We start from the raw sequence: 25,649 nt of genomic DNA on the forward strand, positions 1-25,649 counted from the left end.
GCGACGGTGCCCAGCACGGACCGTACGACGACGGCGGCGACGGCGGCGTCCGGCGGCCCGCCCGCCGGACGCTTCGCTGCGCTGACCCACGACCTCGGCCTCCTCTACGGCGGCGACTACAACCCCGAGCAGTGGGGCCCCGACGTCTGGCGCGAGGACGCCCGGCTCATGCGCGAGGCGGGGGTCAACCTCGTCACCGTCGGCGTGTTCTCGTGGGCCCGCTACGAGCCCCGCCCGGGCGTGCGCGACTTCGCCTGGCTCGACGAGGTCCTCGACGTCCTCCACGCGGCCGGCGTCGCCGTCGACCTCGCCACCCCGACGGCGTCGCCACCCGCCTGGCTCGGGCACCGGCACCCGGACACCCTGCCGGTCGACGTCGACGGCGTGCGCCTCGTGGCGGGTTCGCGCAACCACTTCTCCCCGGCCTCCCAGGTCTACCGGGACCATGCGCTCGCGATCACCCGCGACCTGGTCGCGCGGTACGCCGGGCATCCCGCGGTGCGGATGTGGCACGTCGGCAACGAGCTCGGCCAGGTCTGCTTCGGCGACGAGTCCGCCGCGCGGTTCCGCGACTGGCTGCGCGCCCGGTACGGCACGGTCGAACGCCTCAACGCCGCGTGGGGCACCGCGTTCTGGTCGCAGGCGTACGGGTCGTTCGACGAGATCCTGCCGCCGCGCCGCATGGTCTACCACGTCAACCCGACGCAGGCCCTCGACTTCCGGCGCTACTCCTCGGACCTGCTGCTCGACCTCTACCGCGAGCAGCGCGACGTGATCCGCGCCGCCGATCCGGACGTGCCCGTCACCACGAACTTCATGGGGTTCTTCCCGCTGGTCGACTACTGGTCGTGGGCGGGCGACCTGGACGTCGTGGCGGACGACCAGTACCCCGACCCCGGCGACCCGCACGCCCCGGCGGACTCCGCCCTGGTCCAGGACCTCATGCGATCCCTGGGCGGTGGCGACCCGTGGGTGCTCATGGAGCAGGCGACGGGCGCCGTGAGCTGGCGCGAGCACAACCTGCCCAAGAGCCCGGAGCGGTCGCGGCTGGAGTCGTTGCAGGCGGTGGCCCGCGGGGCCGACGGCGTCTGCTTCTTCCAGTGGCGGGCCTCGCGGGCCGGCGCCGAGCGGTTCCACTCGGCGATGCTCCCGCACGCCGGCACTGACACGCGCGTGCACGCGGGGGTGCGCCGCCTCGGGGCGGACCTGCGGCGGCTGCGTCCGGTGACCGGCGGCCGGGTGGAGGCGCGGGTGGTGCTGCTGTTCGACTGGGAGTCGTGGTGGGCCGCCGAGGAGCAGGCGCGTCCCACGGCCCGGCTGAGCGTGCTCGAGCAGGTCCGGTCCTGGTACCGGCCGCTGTGGGCGGCGGGGGTCGCGGTGGACCTCGCCCCGCCGGGCGCGGACCTCACCGGCTACGACGTCGTCCTCGTGCCGCAGTCGTACGTGCTCACCGAGGAGGCAGCCGCAGGGCTCGAGGCCGCGACGCACCGGGGCGCGAGCCTCGTCGTCGGGCCCTTCTCCGGCGTCGCGGACGCCGACGCGCAGGTCCGCACAGGCCGGTTCCCCGTGCTGCTGCACGACGTGCTCGGCGTGAGCGGCGAGGAGTGGGTGCCGCTGCCCGACGAGGGCGTCCCGCTCGACGTGGACCCGGACCTGGTGGTCGAGGCTTCGGCGGCCCCGCGGGCGACGACGTTCGGCGAGCTGCTGCGTGCCGACGGCGCCGACGTGCTGGCGACGTTCGCCGCGGGGCACCTCGCCGGCGCGCCGGCGGTGACCCGCCACGTGCTGCCCGGGGGCGGGGCGGCCTGGTACGCCGGGGCGGTGCTCCCGGAGCGGGTGCTCGGCGCCGTCCTCGACCAGGCGCTCGACGCCGCCGGGGTGCGGGGCGTGCTGCCCGGGCTCGTGGCGCTGCCGGGCGTGGAGGCGGTGCGGCGCGGCGACCTGCTGTTCGTCCTCAACCACTCGGGCGGCACCGTGCGCGTGCCGGTGCCCGGTCCGGCGGTCGACCTCCTCACGGGCACGAAGGCCGACGACGAGGTCGTCCTGGGGCCGTGCGACGTCGTCGTCCTGGACCTGGGCGACGCATGAGCGGCGCCGTGGACGACGCCGGTCTCGAATCGGTACGACCGGCGTCGTCGCAACGGTCCCGCACCTCTTGACGGAACCTGCTGCCTCGCACATACTCGGCTGTCGAAGCGCTTCGACATCGACGTCGACGACGCCCACCCGCTGACCCTCGGCACCGGCCGCCGCGCGTGCGGGCAGGCGGACCCCGCCGGACGATGGACCTCGACGAGAAGGTGACCCACGATGAAGTTCACCGACGGCTACTGGCTGTCCCGGCCCGGTCTGCACCCGCTCTACGCGGTCGAGGTGGACGACGTCCGCGTCGACGAGGCGGCGGGCACCATGACCGTGTACGCCCCGACCGTGACGATCCGGCACCGCGGCGACACGCTCAACCGGCCGATGCTGACCCTGACGTACTCCTCGCCGGCGCCGGGCGTCGTCACCGTGCGCGTGGAGCACCACGCCGGCGGCGTGCACCGCGGCCCCGACTTCGCCCTGCACCGCGAGCCGGGCTTCCGTCCCGTCGTCAAGGTCGACGAGGTCGCCGGCGTCCTGGAGACCGGCGAGCTCGCCGTCCGCGTGCACCGCCACGGCCCGTGGCGGGTCGACTTCGAGCACGCCGGGGAGGTCGTCACGTCGTCGCTGCCGAAGTCCGTGGCGTCGGTCTCGGCGGACGCCGGCGGGCGCTGGGTGCACGAACAGCTCGCCCTCGCACCGGGCGAGCACGTCTACGGGCTGGGGGAGCGCTTCGGTCCGTTCGTCAAGAACGGCCAGGAGGTCGACGTCTGGAACGCCGACGGCGGCACCTCCAGCGAGCAGGCCTACAAGAACGTGCCGTTCTACGTCACCAGCCGCGGGTACGGCGTCTTCGTCGACCACCCCGAGAAGGTGTCGCTCGAGGTCGCCACCGAGGTGAACTCCCGCGTCCAGCTGTCCGTCCCCGGTGAGACGCTCACGTACCACGTCATCGCGGGGCCCACGCCGAAGGACGTCCTGACCCGCTACACCGCCCTCACCGGGCGGCCGCCGCGCGTGCCGGACTGGTCGTACGGGCTGTGGCTGTCGACGTCGTTCACCACCGACTACGACGAGCAGACCGTCAACGCCTTCATCGACGGCATGGCCGAGCGGGACCTGCCGCTGAGCGTCTTCCACTTCGACTGCTTCTGGATGCGCGAGTACCAGTGGTGCGACTTCACGTGGGACCCGCGCACGTTCCCCGACCCCGAGGGGATGCTCGCGCGCCTGCACGACCGCGGCCTGAAGGTGTGCCTCTGGATCAACCCGTACATCGCGCAGCGCTCGCCGCTGTTCGCCGAGGCCGCCGAGCGCGGCTACCTGCTGCGCACCTCCGACGGCGGCACCTGGCAGTGGGACCTGTGGCAGGCGGGCATGGGGCTGGTCGACTTCACCAACCCCGACGCGACCGACTGGTACCTCGGCCATCTGGAGCGGCTGCTCGACCAGGGCGTCGACTGCTTCAAGACGGACTTTGGCGAGCGGGTGCCCACCGACGACGTCGTCTGGTTCGACGGGTCCGACCCGCAGAGGATGCACAACTACTACGCGCAGGCCTACAACGAGGTCGTGTTCGGCCTGCTGCGCCGTCGCCGCGGCGAGGGGGAGGCGGTGCTGTTCGCGCGGTCGGCGACGACGGGCGGGCAGACGATGCCGGTGCACTGGGGCGGCGACTGCGACTCGCAGTTCTCCTCCATGGCCGAGACGCTGCGTGGCGGGCTGTCGCTCGCGATGTCCGGGTTCGGCTACTGGAGCCACGACATCGGCGGGTTCGAGGGCACCCCCGACGCCGAGGTGTTCAAGCGGTGGCTCGCGTTCGGCCTGCTGTCCAGCCACTCGCGGCTGCACGGGTCGAGCTCGTACCGGGTGCCGTGGGCGTTCGACGACGAGGCGGTGGACGTCGCACGCCGGTTCACGCACCTCAAGATGCGGCTCATGCCGTACCTGGGTGCCGCCGCCGAGGAGGTCGTCGGCGCGGGGGTGCCGCTGATGCGACCGATGCCGCTGGAGTTCCCCGGCGACCGCTCGACGTTCGGCATCGACACGCAGTACATGCTGGGCGGCGCGCTGCTGGTCGCGCCGGTGTTCTCGGCCGCCGGGGACGTCGAGGTGTACGTCCCGGAGGGCACGTGGACGTCGTTGCTCACGGGGCAGCAGGTGACCGGGCCGCGCTGGGTCCGGGAGCGGCACGCCGCGGACTCCCTGCCGCTCTACGTGCGCCCGGGCACCGTGCTCCCGGTCGGGGCGCGGACCGACCGGCCGGACTACGCGTGGGCCGACGGCGTCGAGCTGCGCCTCTTCGAGCTCCCCGACGGGTACGACGCCGTGACGGCCGTCCCGACCCGCGGGGGCGGGGAGCACGTGCGGTTCCACGTCCGGCGCGTGGGCGACGAGGTCCAGGTGTCGTCCGACGACGCGCCGGGGGACTGGTCCGTCCGCACCGGTGACGTGGTCGTCGCGGCGTCCGGTGCGGCATCGGTGACCCTCGCGCTGTGAGCCGCGCCGCGCCCGTCGTCGTCCTGCGCGCGGGACGACGACGGGCCCGGCGGACCACCGGTGCGACGCGAGCCGCGCCGTCCGGCACGGATGGTGGATCCGGCGTCCGCCGCACGCTAGTATCGAATCGATTCGTGGGAACGCTCCCACTCACCGGGCGCGACGCCGTCGCGCCGACCACCAGGAGGTAGACCACCGATGAGCACCACCCCGGGCCACGCCACCGGCGCCGCGGCCCCGACCTCGTCCCCGTTCCCCGCCGACTTCCTCTGGGGCACGGCCACCGCCGCGTACCAGATCGAGGGTGCCGCCGCCGAGGGCGGTCGTGGCCCCTCCATCTGGGACACCCTCAGCCGCGTCCCGGGCGCCGTCGTGAACGGTGACACCGGCGACGTCGCCTGCGACCACTACCACCGCTGGGCCGAGGACGTCGACCACCTCGCCCGCCTCGGCGTCGGCGGCTACCGCCTGTCGATCTCCTGGTCGCGCGTCCAGCCCGGCGGCAGCGGGCCCCTCAACCCCGAGGGGGTCGAGTTCTACCGGAACCTCCTCGACGCCCTGCGCGAGCGTGGCATCACCCCGTACGTCACGCTCTACCACTGGGACCTCCCGCAGGAGCTCGAGGACGCCGGCGGCTGGGCCAACCGGGACACCGCGTACGCGTTCGCGCAGTACGCCCGGGCCATGGCCACCGAGCTCGGCGACCGCGTCGAGATGTGGACCACCCTCAACGAGCCCTGGTGCTCCGCCTACCTCGGCTACGCGTCGGGCGTGCACGCCCCCGGGCGCACCGAGCCCGCCGCGGCGCTCGCCGCCGTGCACCACCTCAACCTCGCCCACGGCCTCGCCGTCCGGGCGATCCGCGAGGTGCTGCCCGCCGCGAAGTGCTCCGTGACGCTGAACCTGCACGTGCTGCGCCCCGCGTCCGGCTCCGCCGCCGACGCCGACGCCCTGCGGCAGATCGACGGGCTCGCCAACCGCGTGTTCCTCGGGCCGCTCCTGGACGGGGAGTACCCGGCCGACGTCCTCGCCGACACCGCGAGCGTCTCCGACTGGTCGTTCGTGCAGGACGGCGACCTCGAGATCACCCGGCAGCCGCTCGACGTGCTCGGGGTCAACTACTACTCGACCACCCGCGTGCGCCGGTTCACCGGCGAGGGCGAGCCGGTGCGGGCCGACGGCCACAAGACCACCACGGTCTCGCCCTGGGTGGCCGCCGACGACGTCGAGTTCCTCCCGCTGCCCGGCCCACACACGGCCATGGGGTGGAACGTGGAGCCGGCCGGCCTCACCGAGCTGCTGCTCGACCTGCACCGCACCTACCCCGACCTGCCGCTCGCCGTCACGGAGAACGGTGCCTCCTTCGAGGACACCGTCGTCGAGGACCCGGCGCTCGGCATCGCCCGCGTGCACGACCTCGCCCGCGTCGCGTACCTGCGCGACCACGTGGCCGCCGTCGCCGACGCGATCGCCGCCGGTGCCGACGTCCGCGGCTACTTCGCATGGTCGCTCATGGACAACTTCGAGTGGGCGTACGGCTACTCCAAGCGGTTCGGCATGCTCCACGTCGACTACCCCACGGGTGAGCGCACGTGGAAGAACTCCGCCTACTGGTACGCGCGGCTCGTGCGCACCGGCCGGATCCCCGGGGTCTTCGAGGCGCAGCCCGCCTGACCCTCGGACCTCCTGCCGACCGGCAGGCCCACGACGCGCCCGGTGTGCCCGACACGCCGGGCGCGTCGTCGTCCGGGGAACGTCCGGCGGTCGCTCCGGACGTCCGGGCCGAGCTCGTCGTCGGGTCCGCCGGGAGGGTCGTCCGCGGTGTGCACACCTGTGGACGGAGCGGCGTCCACAGGTGTGGACGCCGGGGCCCGGACGGCGTCGTCGCAGGCCTCGGCGAGGGTCGTCCCGGTGGACGACGGCGGTGGACGACAGGGGTGTCAGAGGCGGCTGGGAGCATGGTCCACAGGGTCTCCCCGGGGCCCGCAGAGGCCTCCGGGGGCAGGGTGACACGGTGGAAATCACACCGTTGGCAACACAACATGTCGTAGGCGAGCGGGCGGCGAACACTAGGTGTAGTGTTTGGAGCACGTCGGGGGCCCAGCCCTCGCGGAGGATCACATCGGCGTAGTTGCACCGGTGTCGTCCCTGGTCGGGGCCCTGTCGCAGGGCTCGCCGGACCACGGCCGACCGCCCGGGAACCGCCCACGAACCACAGACATTTCACGGGCCGCCAGGTGGGCGGCGGACGAGGGGGAGACCGACATGAGCGTCACCGTCTACAGCAAGCCGGCGTGCGTGCAGTGCGATGCGACCTACCGGGCCCTGGACCGCAAGGGCGTCGAGTACACCGTCGTCGACATCACGCAGGACGCCGAGGCGCTCGAGATGGTCCGCGGTCTCGGTTACCTCCAGGCGCCCGTCGTCGTCGCCGGCGAGGACCACTGGTCGGGCTTCCGCCCCGACCGGATCTCCTCGGTGGCCGCACAGCAGGCCGTCACGGCCTGACGAGCTCCGGCCCGGTCGCGGGCGCAACCTCGCGACCGGGCCGGCACCACGTACGTCCGAACGGGGGAGAGCGACATGTCATCGCTCGTGTACTTCTCCAGCGTCTCGGAGAACACGCACCGGTTCGTCCAGAAGCTCGGCTTCCCCGAGCAGGGCGTGCCGGTGCACCGCATCCCGCTGCGACCGAGCGACGGGTTCCTCACCGTGGACGAACCGTACGTGCTCATGGTCCCCACCTACGGGGGCGGCAACGAGGGCGGAGCCGTGCCGCGTCAGGTCCGCAGGTTCCTGGGCGACGCGCACAACCGGTCGTTGATCCGCGGCGTCATCGCGGCGGGCAACACCAACTTCGGCGCTGCGTACTGCATCGCCGGCGACATCATCGCGGCGAAGTGCCAGGTGCCATACCTGTATGCCTTCGAGCTGCTCGGCACGACGGAGGACGCCCAGCGCGTCCGAGACGGATGGGGACGATTTTGGCAACGACAGTCACTGATCTCGGCGTGAGCACCGCGCCCGACACGGACGCGCAGGTCGTCCTCCCGCAGGCCGACCTCGACTACCACGCGCTCAACGCGATGCTCAACCTCTACGGACCGGACGGCAAGATCCAGTTCGACAAGGACCGCGAGGCGGCCTCCGCGTACTTCCGGCAGCACGTCCTGCCGAACACGATCGAGTTCGACACGCTCGACGCCAAGCTCGACCACCTTGTCGAGAACAAGTACTACGACCCGGCCGTGCTGGACAAGTACTCCCGGGCCTTCGTCAAGGAGCTGTTCCAGCGCACCTACGCCGCCGGGTTCCGCTTCGAGTCGTTCCTCGGCGCGTTCAAGTACTACACGTCGTACACGCTGAAGACGTTCGACGGGAAGAAGTACCTGGAGCGCTTCGAGGACCGCGTCTCCATGGTCGCGCTCGGCCTGGCCGACGGCGACGAGCAGATGGCCCGCGACATCGTCGACGAGGTCATCGCCGGCCGATTCCAGCCCGCCACCCCCACGTTCCTCAACGTCGGCAAGGCGCAGCGCGGCGAGCCCGTGTCCTGCTTCCTGCTGCGCATCGAGGACAACATGGAGTCCATCGCGCGCGGCATCAACTCCGCGCTGCAGCTCTCCAAGCGTGGCGGCGGCGTCGCCCTGCTGCTCAGCAACGTGCGCGAGCACGGCGCGCCCATCAAGCACATCGAGAACCAGTCGTCCGGCGTCATCCCCGTGATGAAGCTTCTCGAGGACTCCTTCTCGTATGCCAACCAGCTCGGGGCGCGCCAGGGCGCCGGCGCGGTGTACCTGCACGCGCACCACCCCGACATCATGCGGTTCCTCGACACCAAGCGGGAGAACGCGGACGAGAAGATCCGCATCAAGACCCTCTCGCTCGGCGTGGTCATCCCGGACATCACGTTCGAGCTGGCCAAGCAGAACGCCGACATGCACCTGTTCAGCCCGTACGACGTCGAGCGCATCTACGGCAAGCCGTTCGCGGACATCTCCGTCACGGAGAAGTACGACGAGCTCGTCGCCGACGACCGGATCCGCAAGACCACGATCAAGGCGCGCGACTTCTTCCAGACGATCGCCGAGCTCCAGTTCGAGTCCGGCTACCCGTACGTCATGTTCGAGGACACGGTGAACCGCGCCAACCCCATCGAGGGTCGCATCACCCACTCGAACCTGTGCTCCGAGATCCTCCAGGTCTCCACGCCGTCGACGTTCCACGAGGACCTGTCCTACGACCACGTCGGCCGGGACATCTCCTGCAACCTCGGCTCGCTGAACATCGCCAGGACGATGGACTCCCCGGACTTCGGCCGGACCATCGACACCGCGATCCGCGCGCTCACCGCCGTGTCCGACCAGACCAGCATCGAGTCCGTGCCGTCGATCAAGCGGGCCAACGAGCTCGGGCACGCCATCGGCCTCGGTCAGATGAACCTGCACGGCTACCTCGCGCGCGAGCGGATCCACTACGGCTCCGACGAGGGCGTCGACTTCACCAACATCTACTTCTACACCGTCGCCTACCACGCGATCGCGGCCTCCAACCGCCTCGCCAAGGAGCGCGGCCGCGCCTTCGGCAGCTTCGCCACCTCCACGTACGCGACCGGCGAGTACTTCGACAAGTACACCGACCGCGTCTGGGAGCCGGCCACCGAGCGCGTCGCCGCCCTCTTCGCGGACGCCGGCGTGCACATCCCCACGCAGGACGACTGGCGCGAGCTCAAGGCGTCCGTCATGGAGCACGGCATCTACAACCAGAACCTCCAGGCCGTGCCGCCCACCGGCTCCATCAGCTACATCAACCACTCCACGTCGTCGATCCACCCCGTCGCCGCGAAGATCGAGATCCGCAAGGAGGGCAAGCTCGGGCGCGCGTACTACCCGGCGCCCTTCATGACGAACGACAACCTGGAGTACTACCAGGACGCGTACGAGATCGGCTACGAGAAGATCATCGACACCTACGCGGCGGCCACCCAGCACGTCGACCAGGGCCTGTCGCTCACGCTGTTCTTCCCGGACACCGTCACCACCCGCGACGTCAACAAGGCGCAGATCTACGCCTGGCGCAAGGGCATCAAGACGCTCTACTACATCCGGCTCCGTCAGCTCGCGCTGGAGGGCACGTCCGTGGAGGGTTGTGTCAGCTGCATGCTGTAGGGATTGGTCATGGCGACGCAGCTTCCAGGCAGGCAGAGGCCCGTGGGAATCATCTACGGCATCCGACTCAAGGACTCGAACGAGTACCGGTACATCGGACTGACGACCTGGAGTTCGTCGCGTCGCTTGCGGCGACACCTCAGCAATGCACGAGCCGGCCGGAAGACCCCGTACTACGACTGGCTGCGCAAGCATCAGGAGGACGTGGTGGTCGACCAGCTCTACACCGAGCGCGAGAGCCTGACGAGGCTCGGGGAAGCTGAGATCCTCTGGATCGCCGCACTGCGTGCCGAGGGCCATCGGCTGCTCAACCTCTCCGCCGGTGGGCTCGGGCCCACCGGCGTGGTGTGGACCGACGAGATGCGCGAAGCCGCAAGGCAGCGGTCGACCGGACGGAAGGGAGTGAGCAGGCCCGGGCCGCTCGGGCCCTTCTACGGGATGCAGCACACGCCGGAGCAGAGGGCGAAGTGGTCGCGGGACCGCAAGGGAACGTTCGTCGGTCCCGCGAACCCGAACTACGGGAAGTTCGGCGAGGACCACCCGAGCTTCGGGCACACCATGTCGCCCGAGTCGCGTGCGGTGCTCTCAGAGATGCGCCGCGGCGAGCGGAATCCGAACTTCGGGAAGAAGGCGAGCCCGGAGACGCGCGCGAAGATGTCCGCCGCGCAGAAGGGCGTGCCCAAGCCGTCGAGCGCCCGGAGCGCTCACACTCGGTACCACACGAACCAAGGCCGTACGAGCCCTACCTGCAAGTTCTGTATCTCGGACGCGCAGAGCAACTGACGCGTCGACCTGAAGGAGACGACCTGGCATGGCACCCACAGGGAAGCTGAAGCTCATCGATCGCGTCAGTGCGATCAACTGGAACCGCGTGCAGGACGAGAAGGACCTCGAGGTCTGGGACCGGCTCGTCGGCAACTTCTGGCTGCCCGAGAAGGTGCCGGTGTCGAACGACATCCAGTCGTGGAACACCCTGTCGGACGCCGAGAAGCTCATGACGACCCGGGTGTTCACGGGGCTGACGCTGCTCGACACCATCCAGGGGACCGTCGGCGCCGTCTCGCTCATCCCGGACGCCCTCACCCCGCACGAGGAGGCGGTGTACACCAACATCGCGTTCATGGAGTCGGTGCACGCCAAGAGCTACTCCTCGATCTTCTCCACCCTGATCTCCACCAAGGAGATCGACGCCGCGTTCGCGTGGTCCGAGGAGAACCCGTACCTGCAGCGCAAGGCCGAGATCGTCCTCGAGTACTACCGCGGCGACGACCCCCTCAAGCGCAAGGTCGCCTCGACGATGCTCGAGTCGTTCCTCTTCTACTCCGGATTCTTCGCGCCCATGTACTGGTCGAGCCGCGCCAAACTCACCAACACGGCCGACCTCATCCGCCTCATCATCCGCGACGAGGCCGTGCACGGGTACTACATCGGCTACAAGTTCCAGAAGAGCCTCGCGAAGCTCACGCCGGCCGAGCAGGACGAGATGAAGGCCTACACCTTCGACCTGCTCTTCGAGCTCTACGAGAACGAGGTCGAGTACACCGACTCCCTGTACGGAGAGCTCGGCCTCACCGAGGACGTCAAGAAGTTCCTGCGCTACAACGCCAACAAGGCCCTCATGAACCTGGGCTACGAGGCGCTGTTCCCCAAGGACGAGACCGACGTCAACCCGGCCATCCTCGCCGCGCTCAGCCCCAACGCCGACGAGAACCACGACTTCTTCTCCGGCTCGGGCTCGTCCTACGTCATCGGCAAGGCCGTCGAGACCGAGGACGACGACTGGGACTTCTGAGTCGCCCGGTACGAACGGGCCCGCACGCTCTCGGCGTGCGGGCCCGTTCTGCGTCGGTGCCTCGTCAGGCGACGACGTCGGTGTTCGCGCCCTCGACGGGCGGCTCGGCGGACCACGGGAAGGTGATCCACCTGTCGGTCTCGCGCCACGAGTACGCGGGGCGGATGACGGAACGTGGCTTGGTGTAGAGCACGGCGGCGCGGGCGTCGGCGCCGTGGCCGTCGAGCATCCGCATGACGAGCTCGAGGGTGCGGCCGGAGTCCGCGACGTCGTCGACGACGAGGACGCGCGACCCGGTGAGGTCGGACGTGTCCATGAGCGGCGGCAGGACGCGCGGGTCGTCGAGGGTGCGGCCGATGTCGGTGTAGAACTCGATGTTCATCGTCCCGACGCCCTTGGTGCCGAGCGCGTAGGCGATCGCCCCGCCGGGGACGAGGCCGCCGCGCGCGATCGCGACGACGACGTCGGGCCGGAACCCGTCCGCGACCACCTGCTCGGCGAGGCGGCGCGAGGCCTCCCCGAAGTCGGCCCAGGTGAGGATCTCGCGTGCGGCGTCGTTCGTCATGCGAAGAAACTACCTGCCGCCGAGACGGGCGTCGCCACGACGACGGACGGCCCCGCACCTCCGAGGAGGTGCGGGGCCGTCCGTGCTGACTCGCGGGAACCTGCGCTGACTCGCGCCGGCGTGCGCTGACTCGCGTCAGGTGGCGAGGGACCGGGTCAGTCGGCGTCGAGGATGTCCACGACGAAGACGAGGTCCTGGCCGGCGAGCTCGTTGTCCGCGCTCTCCTCGGCGCCGTACGCCTGCTCGGCGGGGATGACGAGCAGCACCTGGCTGCCGACGGTCTGGCCGGCGAGGCCCTCGGTCCAGCCCTCGATGACGCCCTGCAGCGAGAAGGACGACGGCTCCCCGCGCTCCCAGGAGGAGTCGAAGACCGTGCCGTCGAGCGTCCAGCCGGTGTAGTGGGCGGTCACGGTCTGCTCGGCGGTGACCTCCGCGCCGTCACCCTTGATGAGGGTCTGCGCGACGAGCTTGTCCGGGGCCTCGTAGCCCTCGGGGAACTCGACGGACGGGGCGCCGTCGTCGGCGAGGGTGACGGTGGGCAGGCCCTCGGCGGGCTCGACCGCCTCGCCCTCGGCGCGGGTCGGGATCTCGCGGGCGTCCACGATCTCGATGAGGTTGACCACGGTCGACGGGTTGTTCTCGGCGTCGTAGGTGGGGTTGGCGATGAGGAGGCGCGCCCCGACCTGCTGGCCGGTGAGCGGCTCGGTGAGGAGGTCGAAGCTCGGGTCGCCGAGGACGAAGCTCTGGGGAGCGTCGGTCTCCCAGGTGGAGCCGAGCTTCTGCCCCGCGGCGTCGTAGGCGACGTACTGCATGGTGACCTTCATGCCGTCGGCGAGCTCGGTGCCGTCACCGGCGTCGACGTTGCGGGTCGTCGGCACGGACACGGTGAGGTCGGAGAAGACGAGCTCCGGCTCGGCGCCGGCGTCGCCGTCGACCTCGACGGCCTCGAGCGCCGCGACGTCCTCCGCGGTCGGCTCCGGGGCGGTCGTCGCGTCGGCCGACGCCGACGACTCGGCCGACGCCGAGGCCGACGGCGACGCGTCGTCGCTCGACCCGTCGCTCTCCCCGCAGGCGGTCAGCGTGAGGGTGGCGGCGAGCGTCGCGGCGAGGGCGACGGAGGTTCGGAGCTTCACAGGAGGCCCTTCGATGTCGGCGGCAGTACGGTCGGCGATACGCAAACCCCGGACACTGTAGCGGTCCGACCTGAGCGCGGGCAGTGAGCCGCCGGCGCACGGCGGACGCGGGACAATAGGACGCATGCCGAACCGCCGACCCTCTCGCAAGCGTCCCTGGAACGCCGAGCACCCCGAGCTGGATGTCGAGCGGGCGCGCGGGGGAGTGCGGCACGTCGACGGGCGCGACGGGCAGTGGACGGTGCGCCGCGTCACCGGGGACAAGTCCTACATCTGCCCCGCCTGCCACCAGCAGATCCCGCCGGGCACGCCGCACGTCGTCGCGTGGCAGCGGGACGTCGTCGGCGGCGAGGCCGCCGGTCTGGAGGCCCGTCGGCACTGGCACTCCTCCTGCTTCGACCGGCGCGAACGGCTGCGCTGACCTCGCGCGGCACCACGGACGTCAGGCCGCGCCCACCGGGCGAGGGCGCCGGTGCGAACTAGGCTGGAGACGATGAACGACGACGCCGCCACCGGCCACCAGATCCGCTCCCTGACCGTCCTGCCCGGGCGGAGGGAGGACGTCGAGCTGCACACCGCCGACGGCCTCACCCTCGTCGGCGAGCTCGCCCTGCCCGCCGACCGGGACCCCGTCGCGACGCTGCTGACGTTCCACCCGCTGCCCACGCACGGCGGCTACATGGACTCCCACGTGTACCGCAAGGCGGCGTGGCGGCTGCCGGAGCTCGCCGACCTCGCGGTGCTGCGGTTCAACACGCGGGGCACGTCGTCGCCGCGGGGCACGTCCGAGGGGGAGTTCGACGGCGGCGAGGCCGAGCGTTTCGACGTCGCCGCCGCCCTGGAGCTCGCCGAGTTCCGCGAGCTGCCGCGCCCGTGGCTGGTCGGCTGGTCGTTCGGCACCGAGCTCGTACTGAAGCACGGCGCCGACCCGAGCATCGAGGGCGCGATCCTGCTGTCCCCGCCGCTGCACCGCGCCACCGACGCCGACCTCGACCGCTGGGCCGAGTTCGGCAAGCCGCTCGTCGTGCTGGTGCCGGAGCACGACGACTACCTGCAGCCCACCGAGGCGCGCGAGCGCTTCGCCCGGGTGCCGCAGGCCGAGGTGATCGGCGTCGACGGCGCCAAGCACCTGTGGGTGGGGGAGCCCGCCGTGCGTCGCGTGCTCGACGAGATCGTCGCGCACGTCCTGCCCGGCCACCCGCCGCTGCCCACCCACTACGACGGCGAGGTCACCCAGGCCCCGTCCGACGGACCGGTCCCGACGAGAGGATGACGACGATGACGTCCCCGACCCTGGCGTGCCACGTCCTGCGCGACGGCGCGGGCGTCCCGCTGCTGCTGCTGCACGCGTTCCCGTTCGACCACCGCATGTGGGCGCCGGTGGTCACGCACCTGCCGGACGGCCTGCGCGTGCTCGCCGTCGACCTGCCCGGCCACGGGCACAGCGACCTCGGTGGCATCCCGCCCAGCCTCGACGCCGCCGCCGACGCCGTGTACGCGACGATGCGTGCGCAGGGGGAGGGGAACGTCGTCGTGGCGGGGCTGTCGATGGGCGGCTACGTCGCCCTCGCGCTGGCCGACCGGCACCCCGACCTGGTGCACGGCGTCGGGCTGCTCGACACGAAGTCGACCGTCGACCCCGACGAGGTGCGCGCCAACCGCCTGGAGATCGCGCGGACCGTGGAGGACACCCAGACCCTCGACGCGGTCAAGGGGATGCCCGCCAAGGTGCTCGGCCCGACCAGCCACCTGGAGCGGCGCTCGCTCTACCCGACGGTGGACCACTGGATCCGGTCGCAGTCCCCGGCGGGCGTCGCGTGGGCGCAACGGGCGATGGCAGCGCGCCCCGACCGGACGCACGTGGTGGCCGAGTTCGACGGCCCGGTCGCGATCGTCGTCGGGGCCGAGGATCAGATCACCCCGGTGGCGGACGCCAAGCACTTGGCGGCGGCCTCCCGGGACGCGACCCTGACGATCGTGCCCAACGCCGGTCACCTCAGCGCGGTCGAGGAACCGGCCGCCGTCGCGGCGGTGCTCGCCGCGCTGCACACCCGGGCCACGCGCCGCTGAGACCTCGCACGGACGACGACGGCTCGCCCTCGGCGGAGGGCGAGCCGTCGTCGTGCGGGTGTCAGGCCTTCGTGGCCGCGTGCTCCTCGTCGGCAGGGCGCTCGTCGGCGGGCAGCTCGTCGGCGGGCAGCTCGTCCGACGGCTCGTCGGTGCTCTCCTCCGCGGACTGCGTGGAGGCTGCTCGCGCGGCCTGCGCGGGCGTCTGGGTGGTCCCGGCCGGGCGCGCCGCGACCGGGGCCGGCGAGGCCGCGGACGTCGGGGCAGCCGGCGCCTTCACCTCGCCGACCGGCACGGCGCCGGACGACGGCGCGGGCGGCGCAGGCGGCGCGGACGCCGCTGCTGCGAGACCGCTCGCCTGCTCGGTCCCGAGCAGGCCGCGCAGCTCCTCCAGGTAGGAGTTGATCGAGTCGTGCCGGCGGGTGAGGTCCTCGAGCTGGCGCGACGCGGTCGTCCGGCTCTGCTCGGCCTCCGCCTGCGCGTCCGAGACCGTCTGCTCGGCGAACGCCCGCGCCTCGGAGACGATGCGGTCGGCGGTGCGGCGCGCGTCGGCCAGCAGCTCCTTGACGTACGCGTCCGACTCGGTGCGGACCTGGTCCGCCTGGGCCAGGGCGACGGCGACCCGCTTCTCCGCCTCGGCGGCGTGCTCCTCGGCGGCCTGCACCAGCCGCTCCGTCTCGGCCCGCGCCACCTCGTGCCGCTCGGCCGCCTCCGCCTCGACCCGCTCGCGCGTCTGCGCGGCGGACAGCTCGGCGTCGGCCAGGGTCGCCCGCGTCTGCTCGCGGAGCTGCTCGAGCTCGGCGGTCACCGCCGTCGCCGCCTCCGCCGCCTGGTGCTTCGCGTCCGCGACGATCCGCGCGGCCTCGTTGCGGGTGCGCTCCATGAGCCCGGTCGACTCGCGGTCCGCCTCCTCGCGCAGCGCGGCGGCCTCCGCGGCCGCCTCCGCGCGAGCCTGCGCGATCTCCCGCTCCGCGACGACGCGCGCCTCGGTGACCTCGCGCTCGGCCGTGGACCGGAGGGTGCCGATCTCCCGCTCGAGGCTCGCCCGGCGCTCGCTCTCCTCCGTGGCGAGGGTGCTCGAGATGAGGGCCGCCTCGCGCTCCGCGGAGCCGACGAGCTCCTCCGCGCGACGCTGCGCCCCCTGGAGGACGCCGTCGGTCTCGGCCGACGTGGTCGCCCGGACCTCCTCCGCCTCCCGGCGGGCGCTGCCCAGGATCTCCGCCGCCTCGGACTCCGCGCGCTGGCGGACCTGGCCGGCGGAGAGCTTGGCGCGCGCCATGACGTCGGCGGCCTGCTGGTTCGCCTGGGTGAGCACCTCGGCGGCCTGCTCGTCGGCGGTGCGCAGCAGCCGCTCGGCACGGGCGCCCAGGCCCGCGTACGACGGCTTCTCGTTCTCCCGCAGCTGGCGGTGCGCCTCGGCGAGCTCGGACGAGAGCTGCATGGCCCGACCGTCCGTGGCCTCGACGTTGCGTCGGGCCTCGTCCAGCGCCTGCTCCAGGCGGGAGAGCTGGTTCTCGACCGCGGCACGGTCGTAGCCGCGCATGGTGATCGGGAAGAGCGTGCGCTCGTCGGACACGTGGAGACCTCCGTACGTGGTGGGTGTGGCGCCCCGGCACCGGCCAGGATAGTGCGGGCGTCGTGCAGGCGGCACCCCGGGGAGCCCGGCCAGGACGCCCGAGGGTCCCCGTCGGGGCCGACGGCGGCCCCCGCGTGGCCGGGGGAGCGCGGTTCGTGCCAGGCTCAGGGGCATCGGTACCCGACTCGTGAAGGGTTGGTGAACCATCCCGCGTGCCTGCTCCCAGGGGCGGGTGCACCCTCCGGACTCCCTATCCTGAGAAGTCCACGTCGAAGGGAAACTCGGTGCTGCAACGCATTCTCGGTGCCGTCCTGGCCGTCCTCGGTCTGGGCGTCATCGCGTTCGGGGTCGCGTCCGCGACCGTGCTCAAGGAGTCGGACACGGTGGTCGCCACGGCGCGCCCCGCGGGCGACGGCACGGTCGTCGTCACCGACCCCGGGGTGCTGGGCATGGTCGGCACGGACGTCACGGTGACCGCCTCGGTGCCGGACGGCCAGCAGGTGACGCTCGTCGTCGGCCGCGACGTCGACGTGCAGGGCTGGCTCGGTGACGACGCCTACACGCGCGTCACGGGCATGACCGACTGGGAGACGCTGTCGACGACGGCCGTCGCCGCCGCCGAGCCCGAGGAGGGCGAGGAGGCGGACGCCGAGGCCGAGGAGGCCGCGCCCGAGCTGCTCGACCCGCGCGGTTCCGACCTGTGGGTGAACGAGCAGACCGAGCCCGGCGAGGTCACCCTGCGCTGGAGCGACCGGCCCGGCCCGTGGGTCCTCATGGCGGCGGCCACCGGTGCCGCCCCCGCCGAGGACGGTGCCGCGCAGGACGACGCGGCGGCCGACGACGCGGCCCCGGAGGAGACCGCCGCGACCGCACCCACGCTCCAGCTCACCTGGGTGCGCGACGTCGCGACGCCGCTGCTCTGGCCCGCCGTCGGGGTGGGCGCCGTGCTGCTCGTCGTCGGCGTCGTGCTGTTCGTCGTCGGACGGCGCAAGCAGCGCCGCGCCGCCCGGTCGGCCCGCTCCGCGCAGTCGTCGGCGACCCCCGGCTCGTCGGCCTCCGCGGGCTCCCCGTCGGACGCCGGCCCCGCCGGTCCGGCGGGCCCGACCTGGTCCGGCCCGGCCGCCGCACCCTGGCCGGGCACCGTCGCGTCGCCCGCGCCGGCGACGTCCCCGGCCCCGCCGCCGGTGTCCGGCACCGGTGACGACCAGGGCCCGCGCGAGGATGAGCGTGAAGGGTCCGGCACCGCGCCCGTGCCCGTCGCCGGCCGTTTCTCCCGCCGCTCCCGGCTCGCCCAGCGCGCCGTTCCCGCCGACCCGGAGCCTGCCGAGGCCACCGCCGTGCGCGAGCCGGTCCCGGCCCCCGCCGCGCCGGCCGACGAACCCGCACCGACCACCACCGGCTCGCTGCCGGCGATCGTCGACGGCCGCCCCCTGACCCGGCGCGAGCTGCGCCTCCAGGAGGAGGAGCGCCGTCAGGCGGCGGGCTCCGGCATGGGCCGCGCCCTGCGCGCGCTCACCGGCCAGACGCCGGTCGTCCCGCCGCCCGCGGCCGGGACCCCCGGGGCGGCGCCCGCACAGGCGGAGCCGACCGACCGGTCCCGCCGGTCCGCCGCCTGGCGCCAGACCTGGGGCTTCGACGCCGGCGCCGCCGAGCGCGGCGCCGGCACCGACGAGACCACCGACGAGGGGAACCGATGACCGCCACGACCCGCCGCACCGCAGGCCGGCGTGCCGCCACCGTCGTGATCGGCGCCGTCGGCGCCACCGCGCTGCTCGCGGGGTGCGCCCAGGAGGTGCCCACCCCCGTCGCCGAGGAGCCTTTCGACGGTCCCATGGTGAGCGTCGAGCAGGAGGAGGCCGTCGTCACCGACGTCGCCGCCGTGCTCACCAAGGCCGACGAGGAGCGCGACGCCGGACTGCTCAAGCCTCGCGTCGCAGGCCCGGCCCTCGAGGTGCGCAGCAGCCAGCTCGAGGTCGCCGCCGAGCGCGAGGACAACTCGCTCGTCACGGACATCCCCACGGACATCCTGCGGTCCATCCTGCCCACCACGCAGACCTGGCCCCGCGCCACCTTCACCATCACCGAGCCCACCGAGGACCTCGAGGTGAACCGGCTCGTCGCCTACCAGCAGAGCTCGGCGCGGGACAACTACCGGCTCTGGGCCTGGGTGCAGCTCATCCCCGGCACGACCATGCCGAACTTCGCCGACCCCGAGCTCATCGGCTCCGAGGCCGTCGCGGCGGACGACGACTCCCTCCAGGTGACCCCCACCGAGGCCATGGCCCAGTACGCCGACCTCGTCACCCGGGGCACCGAGGACTCCGAGAACGCCGCCGCGTTCGAGCTCCCCAGCGAGAGCCAGGACCTCGTCGCCCGCGTCCAGGCGGACGCGCGCAGCGTCCGCGAGGACGACGCGTTCGGGGAGGCCGACGGCTCCTACGCCCTCAAGTTCGTCCCGCAGTCCGACCTCGTGGCCGTGCGCACCTCCGACGGCGGCGCCGTCGTCATGGGGGCCCTCGACGGCAACGTGCGCATCAAGGTCGAGGAGGACGGCGAGATCAACCCCCTCACCGAGACGCAGCAGGCCCTCGTCGGGGACGCCGACGCCACCAACGAGCTGTACGTCGAGTACACCGACCAGGTGGCGCTCTACGTCCCGCCCGCCGGGTCCGAGGAGCTCATGCGCCCGCTCGGCTTCTCCCACGTGGCCGTCGCCGCCGACACGAGCATCCCCGACAAGAAGAACACCGACCGCAAGGGCTGACCCCGTGCCGGGCGGCGACGTCCGCCACCCGGTCCACCCGCCCCGACGTCTCCGTAGGATGTGCCCATGAGCAACCCCATGCCCGAGCCGAGCATCAGCACGCGCGGCGCCGTCGACCTGTCGGCGCTCACCCGCCCCCAGGCCCCGCCCCCCGGTGAGCCCGGCGGTGCCCCCTCGGCGGGCGGGTACGTCGTCGACGTCACCGACGCGAACTTCCAGCAGGTCGTGCAGGACTCGACCCGCTACCCCGTCGTCGTCCTGCTGTGGATGCCGACCGACCAGGCCAACGCCGACCTCGCGACCCTCCTCGGCCGACTCTCCGACGAGTACGCCGGCCGGTTCCTCCTCGGCCGTGTCGACGTGCAGACCTCCCCGCAGATCGCCGCCGCGTTCCAGGCGCAGGGCGTGCCCACCGTCGTCGCGGTCCTCCAGGGCCAGCCGCTCCCGCTGTTCGCCGGCGCCGCCTCCGAGGAGCAGGTCCGCGGCGTCCTCGACCAGGTACTCGCCGCGGCCGAGCAGAACGGTGTCACCGGCCGTGCCCCCGCCCAGGGCGGCGAACCGGAGGCCGAGCGGCCCGCCGCGGAGCCGGAGCCCGAGCCGCTGCCGCCGCTGCACCAGGAGGCGTACGACGCCATCGAGCGCGACGACCTCGACGCCGCCGCCACCGCCTACGAGCGCGCCATCAAGCAGGACCCGAAGGACACCGACGCCGTCGCCGGCCTCGCGCAGGTCCACCTCATGCAGCGCACCCGCGACGCCGACCTCCAGCAGGTCCGCGCCGCCGCGGCCGCCGCACCCGGCGACGTCGACGCCCAGCTCGCCGTCGCCGACACGGACATGCTCGGCGGCAAGGTCGAGGACGCCCTCGCGCGGCTCCTCGACCTGCTCCCCGCCGCGGACGCCGAGGCCAAGGAGAAGCTGCGCGCGCGCCTCGTCGAGTACTTCGAGGTCGTCGGCGCCACGGACCCGCGCGTGGCCAAGGCCCGCCGCCACCTGGCGATGTACCTGTACTGAGCGTCTCCCGTCGGGTCCGGGGTTCGGGGTCCGGGGTTCCGGTGGTGGGGACGAGGTGCGGGGCGCGGTCGCGTTCACGGGCCCCAGGGGGCCCTCCACTCCCGGTCTGACGACCGCGCCCCGCACCTCGTCCCCACCACCTTCGTCGCGCCGGCGGCCCACGACACGCTCCGCCGTTCGTCGGGACACGTCGAGCAGCCGCTGTGCGCGACCCACCGCGGACGGACGCTACCTCTGCGTCGACGCCAGCTCAGCGCGGAGTCAGCACCAGGGCGCCGAGGGGCGGGACGCGCAGGACGGCGGAGTGCTCGCGGCCGTGGTGGCCGTGCTGCTCGGTGTGCACCTCGGTGTTGACGACGCCGGAGCCGCCGTAGCGCGGGTGGTCGGTGTTGAGGGCCTCGCCCCAGGCGCCGCCGTGGGGGAGCCCGACGCGGTAGCCCTCGTGGGGGACGCCGGCGAAGTTCACGACGACGACGACGGGGGAGCCGTCCGCGGCGCGGCGGACGTAGGCGAGCACGTTGCGGGCGGCGTCGTCGGCGTCGAGCCACTCGAAGCCGGAGCCGTCGAAGTCCCGCTCCCACAGGGCCGGGGTGGCGCGGTAGAGCCCGTTGAGGTCGGCGACGAGCCGCTGGACGCCGGCGTGGCCGGGGTCGTCGAGGACGTGCCAGTCGAGGCTGCGGCCCTCGTTCCACTCGGTCTCCTGCGCGAGCTCGGATCCCATGAAGAGGAGCTGCTTGCCGGGGTGGGTCCACTGGTAGGCGAGGAACGCGCGGACGCCGGCGAGCTGCTGCCAGTGGTCGCCCGGCATCTTGCCGAGCAGGGAGCCCTTGCCGTGCACGACCTCGTCGTGGCTGATGGGCAGGACGTACTGCTCGGAGAACGCGTAGACGAGGGAGAACGTCAGCTCGCCGTGGTGGTGGTGGCGGTACATCGGGTCCTTGGCGACGTACCGCAGGGAGTCGTTCATCCAGCCCATGTTCCACTTGAGGCCGAACCCGAGACCGCCGGCGCTGGTGGGCCGGGTGACGCCGGGGAACGCGGTGGACTCCTCGGCGATCATGAGGACGCCGGGGCTGCGACGGTAGGCGGTGGCGTTGGCCTCCTGGAGGAACGAGATCGCCTCGAGGTTCTCCCGTCCGCCGTGCACGTTGGGCTCCCAGCCGCCCTCCTCGCGCGAGTAGTCGAGGTAGAGCATGGAGGCGACGGCGTCGACGCGCAGGCCGTCGGCGTGGAACTCCTCGAGCCAGTAGGTGGCGTTCGCGACGAGGAAGTTGCGGACCTCGCGGCGGCCGAAGTCGAAGACGTAGGTGCCCCAGTCGAGCTGTTCGCCGCGGCGCGGGTCGGGGTGCTCGTACAGGGGGGTGCCGTCGAACCGGGCGAGGGCGAACTCGTCCTTGGGGAAGTGGCCGGGCACCCAGTCGAGGATGACGCCGATGCCGGCCTGGTGGAGCCGGTCGACGAGGTACCGGAAGTCGTCGGGGTGGCCGAACCGTGAGGTGGGGGCGTAGTAGCCGGTCACCTGGTAGCCCCAGGAGCCGCCGAACGGGTGCTCGGCGACGGGCAGGAGCTCGACGTGGGTGAACCCCTGCTCGACGACGTAGGCGGTGAGCTGTTCGGCGAGGTCGCGGTACCCGAGGCCCTGCCGCCAGGACCCGAGGTGGACCTCGTAGGCGCTGAGCGGGCCGCCGTGCTGGTCGCCCGACGCGCGGCGCGCCATCCACTCGCCGTCGCCCCACGTGTACGTGGACTCGGTGACGACGGACGCCGTGGCGGGCGGCACCTCGGTGCCCTTCGCGACGGGGTCGGCCTTGGCCCGCCAGACGCCGTCGGGCCCGCACACCTCGTACTTGTAGCGGGTGCCCTGACCGACGTCGGGCACGAAGATCTCCCAGATGCCGCTGGAGCCGAGGGAGCGCATCGGATGCATCGGCGACCACCGGTTGTGGTCGCCGACGAGGCGGACGCCGCGTGCGTTGGGCGCCCACACCGCGAAGGAGGTGCCGACGACGTCGCCGAGCGCGCTGGGGTAGGTGTGCCGGTTGGCGCCGAGGACGCGCCACAGCTCCTCGTGGCGGCCCTCGCCGAGGAGGTGCAGGTCGATCTCGCCGAGGGAGGGCAGGAACCGGTACGGGTCGTCGCTGGTGCGGACGTCGTCGTCGTACCGGGTGCGGATCCGGTAGTCGGGGGCGTGCCGGGTGCCGTCGGGGTCGACGGTGGCGGGGACGACGGCCGACCACACCCCGGCGGCGTCGTGGCGCGCGTCGTGGGTCTCCTCGCCGTCCGGTCCGGCGACGACGACGGCGACCTCGTCGGCCAGCGGCCGCAGGACGCGCACGACGGCCCACGGGGTGGTCGCGGCGCCGGGTCCGTCGGCGGGCAGCAGGTGGGGCCCGAGCACGGCGTGCGGGTCGTGCGTGGTGCCGCGGGCGATCGCGGTGAGGACCTCGGGATCGACGGTGGGCGGCTCGGGCGTCATGCACCCACCCTTCCACGCCGGGAGGTCGCCCGCGTCGGTAACACGCGGCCCGGCCGGCCCGGGGAGCGCCGGATACGATCCGCGGGACGGACGATGGACGGACGGCCCGCACGTGCCGCGTCCTCGACGAGCCGCTCGCCGCCCGGACCTGGAAGGACGCACGATGACGACGCCCTGGACCGACCTGCCCACGCACCGCGCCTGGCTGGACGCCGAGTGCCGACGGCTGCTCGCCTTCGGCGCGCGGGTCGTGCACCCCGACGGCGGCGCGGCCTACCTGGGCGACGACGGCACCCCGGAGCCCGAGCGCGGCGTGCAGACCTGGATCACGGCCCGCACGGTGCACGTGTACAGCCTGGGCGCCCTGCTGGGGGTGCCCGGCAGCGCGACGGTCGCGCGCGGCGCGCTCGCCGGGCTCACCGGCCACCTGCGGGACGCCGAGCACGGTGGCTGGTTCCACGCGGTGGCCGCCGACGGCACCCCGGACGTCGCGGCGGGCAAGTCCTGCTACGACCACGCGTTCGTCGTGCTGGCCGCGTCCAGCGCGACGCTCGCCGGGCTGCCCGGCGGCCGCGAGCTGCTGGACGAGGCGACCGGCGTCCTGCTGGAGCGGTTCTGGGACGAGGACGCCGGTCGCTGCGTCGACACCTGGGACGCGGCGTTCTCGCGTCTGGACGACTACCGCGGGCTGAACGCGAACATGCACGCCGTCGAGGCGATGCTGGCCGCCGCCGACGCCCTCGACGACCCGGCGTGGCGTGGCCGCGCGGCCCGGGTCGCCGAGCTGGTCGTGGCGCTCGCGGCCGGGCACGACGGCCGCCTGCCGGAGCACTTCGGCCCGGACTGGACGGCGCAGCCGGAGCTCAACCGGGAGCAGCCCGGCGACCAGTTCAAGCCGTTCGGCGCGACCGTGGGGCACGGCCTGGAGTGGGCGCGCCTGCTCGTCGAGCTGGAGGCGGCGCTCGGGGACCGTGCCGACCCGGCGTTGCGCCCGACGGCGGTGGCGCTGTTCGAGCGCGCCGTGACGGACGGCTGGTCGGTCGACGGCGCCGCGGGCTTCGTCTACACGACCGACTGGGACGGCACGCCCGTGGTACGCGACCGCATGCACTGGGTCGCGGCGGAGGCGGTCTCGGCCGCCGACGCGCTGCACCGCGCCACCGGCGACGCCCGGTACGCGGCGCTGTACGCCACGTGGTGGGACTACGTCGCCGAGCACCTGATCGACATCGTGCAGGGTTCCTGGTTCCACCAGCTCGACGACCGCAACCGGCCGGCGGGCGACGTGTGGCCGGGCAAGCCGGACCTCTACCACGCGGTGCAGGCGACGCTGCTGCCGCGGGCGCCCCTGACCCCGGCGCTCGCCCGCGCGGCCCGGGACGGTCTCGTGCAGGGCTGACGTCCGCCCCGGCCGTGGGGTGCCGGCCCGCCCGCCCGACCGGTCAGGCGGGCGGTGCGGTCGTGCCCCGGACCAGCAGGCGGGGGAACGGAGCGGTGCGGGTGGTCGGCGGGGCGCCGTCGAGGACGGCCAGCACGGCCTCCCCGACGAGACGGCCCAGCCCGTGGACGTCGTGGTGCATGGCGGACAGCGGTGGGCTCGCGAGCCGGCACAGGGCGGAGTCGTCCCAGGCGACGAGGGACAGGTCCGCGGGCACGGCGACCCCGGCCGACCGGGCGTGCCCGAGCCCGCCGAGGGCCATGACGTCGTTGTCGTAGACGATCGCGGTGGGTCGGGGGTCGAGGTCGAGGAGCTCGGCGGTGGCCCGCGCGCCGGACTCCTCGGTGTACTCGCCCTCGGCCACGTGGTGGGTCAGCCCGCTGGCGGCGCACTGTGCCGCGAACGCCGCGGTGCGGGTCGTGGTGTGCGCGAACTCGGCCGGGCCGGTCACGCGGGCCACGACCCGGTGGCCCTGGTCGGCGAGGTGCACCACGACGTCGCGCGCGGGCCGCGCGTTGTCGATCCAGACGTGGGGCTCGCCGGGGGTGGGCCGCGGTGCACCGACGACGACGTACGGCAGGCCGAGCGCGTGCAGGGCGGCGGGGCGGGGGTCGTCGTCGCGGACGTTGGTGACGACGACGGCTCCGACGGTGCCGTGCTCCGCCCATCGCCGGTAGGTGGCGATCTCGGCGTCGAGGTCGCCGACGACGTGCAGGAGCAGGGACCGCTGGGCGGGCGCGAGCACCTCCTCGGTGCCGGCGACGAGCTCCATGAAGAAGGGCTCGACGGCGAGCATCCGGGCCGGACGGGCGAGGACGAGTCCGGCGACGTCGTGCGTCCAGGAGCGGTTCACGGTGGTCACCGTACCGGGCACCGGGACTCCTGCCGGGTGGACGGGAGAGGCCACGGTTCGTTCGGCGTCCGCACGAAGTTGAGGACTCTGTTGGGGGCACTCTGCCGAAAGTCGGGCGACGAAGGGTCTTGACCGCCATAACTTTGATCGGCTACAAAAGTAAGTGCCGCTCGAGCTCTGACGCCCGGGCCACCGACGGGGGTGGGCCACGGGGGCGCA

General features: G+C 73.0%; 20 protein-coding genes. 15 read left to right on the forward strand and 5 right to left on the reverse strand.

Annotated elements, in window-relative coordinates:
* Positions 1-6 precede the first annotated feature (6 nt).
* From I598_RS17080 to nrdF, 8 genes are all read left to right on the forward strand, one after another.
* Entirely contained in the window at positions 7-2,088 is a 2,082-nt protein-coding gene (locus tag I598_RS17080; RefSeq protein ID WP_083973651.1) for a beta-galactosidase, read from the forward strand.
* A 222-nt stretch (positions 2,089-2,310) separates the two neighbouring features.
* Positions 2,311-4,584 carry an alpha-xylosidase gene (gene yicI, locus I598_RS17085; protein WP_068204516.1) on the forward strand — a complete coding sequence of 758 codons (2,274 nt, stop codon included), beginning with the start codon at positions 2,311-2,313 and terminating at the stop codon, positions 4,582-4,584.
* A 198-nt stretch (positions 4,585-4,782) separates the two neighbouring features.
* The gene (locus I598_RS17090) at positions 4,783-6,258 is read left to right on the forward strand and encodes a GH1 family beta-glucosidase (RefSeq protein ID WP_068204518.1); all 1,476 of its coding nucleotides are present in this window, start codon (positions 4,783-4,785) and stop codon (positions 6,256-6,258) included.
* A 591-nt stretch (positions 6,259-6,849) separates the two neighbouring features.
* Positions 6,850-7,092, forward strand: a complete 243-nt coding sequence (gene nrdH / locus I598_RS17095; protein WP_068204522.1) for a glutaredoxin-like protein NrdH — start codon at positions 6,850-6,852, stop codon at positions 7,090-7,092.
* A 75-nt stretch (positions 7,093-7,167) separates the two neighbouring features.
* Positions 7,168-7,599, forward strand: coding sequence for a class Ib ribonucleoside-diphosphate reductase assembly flavoprotein NrdI (nrdI, locus tag I598_RS17100; RefSeq protein ID WP_068204525.1), 432 nt, complete (start codon positions 7,168-7,170; stop codon positions 7,597-7,599).
* A gap of 71 nt (positions 7,600-7,670) precedes the next feature.
* The gene (gene nrdE, locus I598_RS17105; protein WP_232314386.1) at positions 7,671-9,752 is read left to right on the forward strand and encodes a class 1b ribonucleoside-diphosphate reductase subunit alpha; all 2,082 of its coding nucleotides are present in this window, start codon (positions 7,671-7,673) and stop codon (positions 9,750-9,752) included.
* 42 nt (positions 9,753-9,794) lie between these two features.
* Entirely contained in the window at positions 9,795-10,535 is a 741-nt protein-coding gene (locus I598_RS17110; RefSeq protein ID WP_232314211.1) for an NUMOD3 domain-containing DNA-binding protein, read from the forward strand.
* 28 nt (positions 10,536-10,563) lie between these two features.
* A complete protein-coding gene (gene nrdF / locus I598_RS17115; protein ID WP_068204536.1) occupies positions 10,564-11,544 on the forward strand; it encodes a class 1b ribonucleoside-diphosphate reductase subunit beta in 981 nt (326 codons plus the stop codon).
* A 64-nt stretch (positions 11,545-11,608) separates the two neighbouring features.
* Here nrdF and I598_RS17120 read toward each other — a convergent pair whose 3' ends face one another.
* Both I598_RS17120 and I598_RS17125 read right to left on the reverse strand, forming a co-directional pair.
* Complete coding sequence (locus tag I598_RS17120; protein WP_068204539.1) at positions 11,609-12,109, reverse strand: phosphoribosyltransferase; 501 nt, start codon at positions 12,107-12,109, stop codon at positions 11,609-11,611.
* Positions 12,110-12,264: 155 nt separating this feature from the next.
* Positions 12,265-13,242, reverse strand: coding sequence for an FKBP-type peptidyl-prolyl cis-trans isomerase (locus tag I598_RS17125; protein ID WP_068204540.1), 978 nt, complete (start codon positions 13,240-13,242; stop codon positions 12,265-12,267).
* Positions 13,243-13,366: 124 nt separating this feature from the next.
* On the opposite strand from I598_RS17125, the gene I598_RS17130 reads away from it, so the two are divergent.
* From I598_RS17130 to I598_RS17140, 3 genes are all read left to right on the forward strand, one after another.
* Positions 13,367-13,663 carry a hypothetical protein gene (locus I598_RS17130; RefSeq protein WP_068204543.1) on the forward strand — a complete coding sequence of 99 codons (297 nt, stop codon included), beginning with the start codon at positions 13,367-13,369 and terminating at the stop codon, positions 13,661-13,663.
* Between the two features lie 72 nt (positions 13,664-13,735).
* Entirely contained in the window at positions 13,736-14,515 is a 780-nt protein-coding gene (locus I598_RS17135) for an alpha/beta hydrolase (RefSeq protein ID WP_068204546.1), read from the forward strand.
* Positions 14,516-14,520: 5 nt separating this feature from the next.
* A complete protein-coding gene (locus tag I598_RS17140; RefSeq protein ID WP_335583268.1) occupies positions 14,521-15,312 on the forward strand; it encodes an alpha/beta fold hydrolase in 792 nt (263 codons plus the stop codon).
* 61 nt (positions 15,313-15,373) lie between these two features.
* On the opposite strand, the gene I598_RS18320 is transcribed toward I598_RS17140, so the two are convergent.
* Positions 15,374-16,885: a coiled-coil domain-containing protein gene (locus I598_RS18320; protein WP_068204550.1), complete on the reverse strand. Its 1,512-nt coding sequence runs from the start codon at positions 16,883-16,885 to the stop codon at positions 15,374-15,376.
* Between the two features lie 284 nt (positions 16,886-17,169).
* On the opposite strand from I598_RS18320, the gene I598_RS17150 reads away from it, so the two are divergent.
* From I598_RS17150 to I598_RS17160, 3 genes are all read left to right on the forward strand, one after another.
* The gene (locus I598_RS17150) at positions 17,170-18,582 is read left to right on the forward strand and encodes a hypothetical protein (RefSeq protein ID WP_068204552.1); all 1,413 of its coding nucleotides are present in this window, start codon (positions 17,170-17,172) and stop codon (positions 18,580-18,582) included.
* Complete coding sequence (locus I598_RS17155) at positions 18,579-19,649, forward strand: DUF8094 domain-containing protein (protein ID WP_068204554.1); 1,071 nt, start codon at positions 18,579-18,581, stop codon at positions 19,647-19,649. Before I598_RS17150 ends, I598_RS17155 begins: the two co-directional genes overlap by 4 nt.
* A 66-nt stretch (positions 19,650-19,715) precedes the next feature.
* A complete protein-coding gene (locus tag I598_RS17160) occupies positions 19,716-20,663 on the forward strand; it encodes a tetratricopeptide repeat protein (protein WP_068204557.1) in 948 nt (315 codons plus the stop codon).
* A 250-nt stretch (positions 20,664-20,913) separates the two neighbouring features.
* Here I598_RS17160 and glgB read toward each other — a convergent pair whose 3' ends face one another.
* The gene (glgB, locus tag I598_RS17165) at positions 20,914-23,139 is read right to left on the reverse strand and encodes a 1,4-alpha-glucan branching protein GlgB (RefSeq protein WP_068204560.1); all 2,226 of its coding nucleotides are present in this window, start codon (positions 23,137-23,139) and stop codon (positions 20,914-20,916) included.
* Positions 23,140-23,302: 163 nt separating this feature from the next.
* Between glgB and I598_RS17170 the strand changes: the two genes are divergently transcribed.
* Positions 23,303-24,538, forward strand: coding sequence for an AGE family epimerase/isomerase (locus I598_RS17170; protein ID WP_068204563.1), 1,236 nt, complete (start codon positions 23,303-23,305; stop codon positions 24,536-24,538).
* A 43-nt stretch (positions 24,539-24,581) separates the two neighbouring features.
* On the opposite strand, the gene I598_RS17175 is transcribed toward I598_RS17170, so the two are convergent.
* Positions 24,582-25,430 carry a LacI family DNA-binding transcriptional regulator gene (locus tag I598_RS17175; RefSeq protein ID WP_068205409.1) on the reverse strand — a complete coding sequence of 283 codons (849 nt, stop codon included), beginning with the start codon at positions 25,428-25,430 and terminating at the stop codon, positions 24,582-24,584.
* Positions 25,431-25,649: the final 219 nt, after the last annotated feature.

The sequence above is a fragment of the Isoptericola dokdonensis DS-3 genome (assembly GCF_001636295.1).
In the GTDB taxonomy this organism is placed as follows: Bacteria; Actinomycetota; Actinomycetes; order Actinomycetales; family Cellulomonadaceae; genus Isoptericola; species Isoptericola dokdonensis.

Bases quoted from the DNA above. Each gene is read 5' to 3' on its own strand.
- I598_RS17170 (WP_068204563.1), top strand. From the start codon at position 23,303: ATGACGACGCCCTGGACCGACCTGCCCACGCACCGCGCCTGGCTGGAC.
- nrdI (WP_068204525.1), top strand. From the start codon at position 7,168: ATGTCATCGCTCGTGTACTTCTCCAGCGTCTCGGAGAACACGCACCGG.
- nrdF (WP_068204536.1), top strand. From the start codon at position 10,564: ATGGCACCCACAGGGAAGCTGAAGCTCATCGATCGCGTCAGTGCGATC.
- I598_RS17160 (WP_068204557.1), top strand. From the start codon at position 19,716: ATGAGCAACCCCATGCCCGAGCCGAGCATCAGCACGCGCGGCGCCGTC.
- nrdH (WP_068204522.1), top strand. From the start codon at position 6,850: ATGAGCGTCACCGTCTACAGCAAGCCGGCGTGCGTGCAGTGCGATGCG.
- glgB (WP_068204560.1), bottom strand. From the start codon at position 23,139: ATGACGCCCGAGCCGCCCACCGTCGATCCCGAGGTCCTCACCGCGATC.
- I598_RS17130 (WP_068204543.1), top strand. From the start codon at position 13,367: ATGCCGAACCGCCGACCCTCTCGCAAGCGTCCCTGGAACGCCGAGCAC.
- yicI (WP_068204516.1), top strand. From the start codon at position 2,311: ATGAAGTTCACCGACGGCTACTGGCTGTCCCGGCCCGGTCTGCACCCG.
- I598_RS17140 (WP_335583268.1), top strand. From the start codon at position 14,521: ATGACGTCCCCGACCCTGGCGTGCCACGTCCTGCGCGACGGCGCGGGC.
- nrdE (WP_232314386.1), top strand. From the start codon at position 7,671: ATGCTCAACCTCTACGGACCGGACGGCAAGATCCAGTTCGACAAGGAC.
- I598_RS17155 (WP_068204554.1), top strand. From the start codon at position 18,579: ATGACCGCCACGACCCGCCGCACCGCAGGCCGGCGTGCCGCCACCGTC.
- I598_RS17090 (WP_068204518.1), top strand. From the start codon at position 4,783: ATGAGCACCACCCCGGGCCACGCCACCGGCGCCGCGGCCCCGACCTCG.
- I598_RS17120 (WP_068204539.1), bottom strand. From the start codon at position 12,109: ATGACGAACGACGCCGCACGCGAGATCCTCACCTGGGCCGACTTCGGG.
- I598_RS17135 (WP_068204546.1), top strand. From the start codon at position 13,736: ATGAACGACGACGCCGCCACCGGCCACCAGATCCGCTCCCTGACCGTC.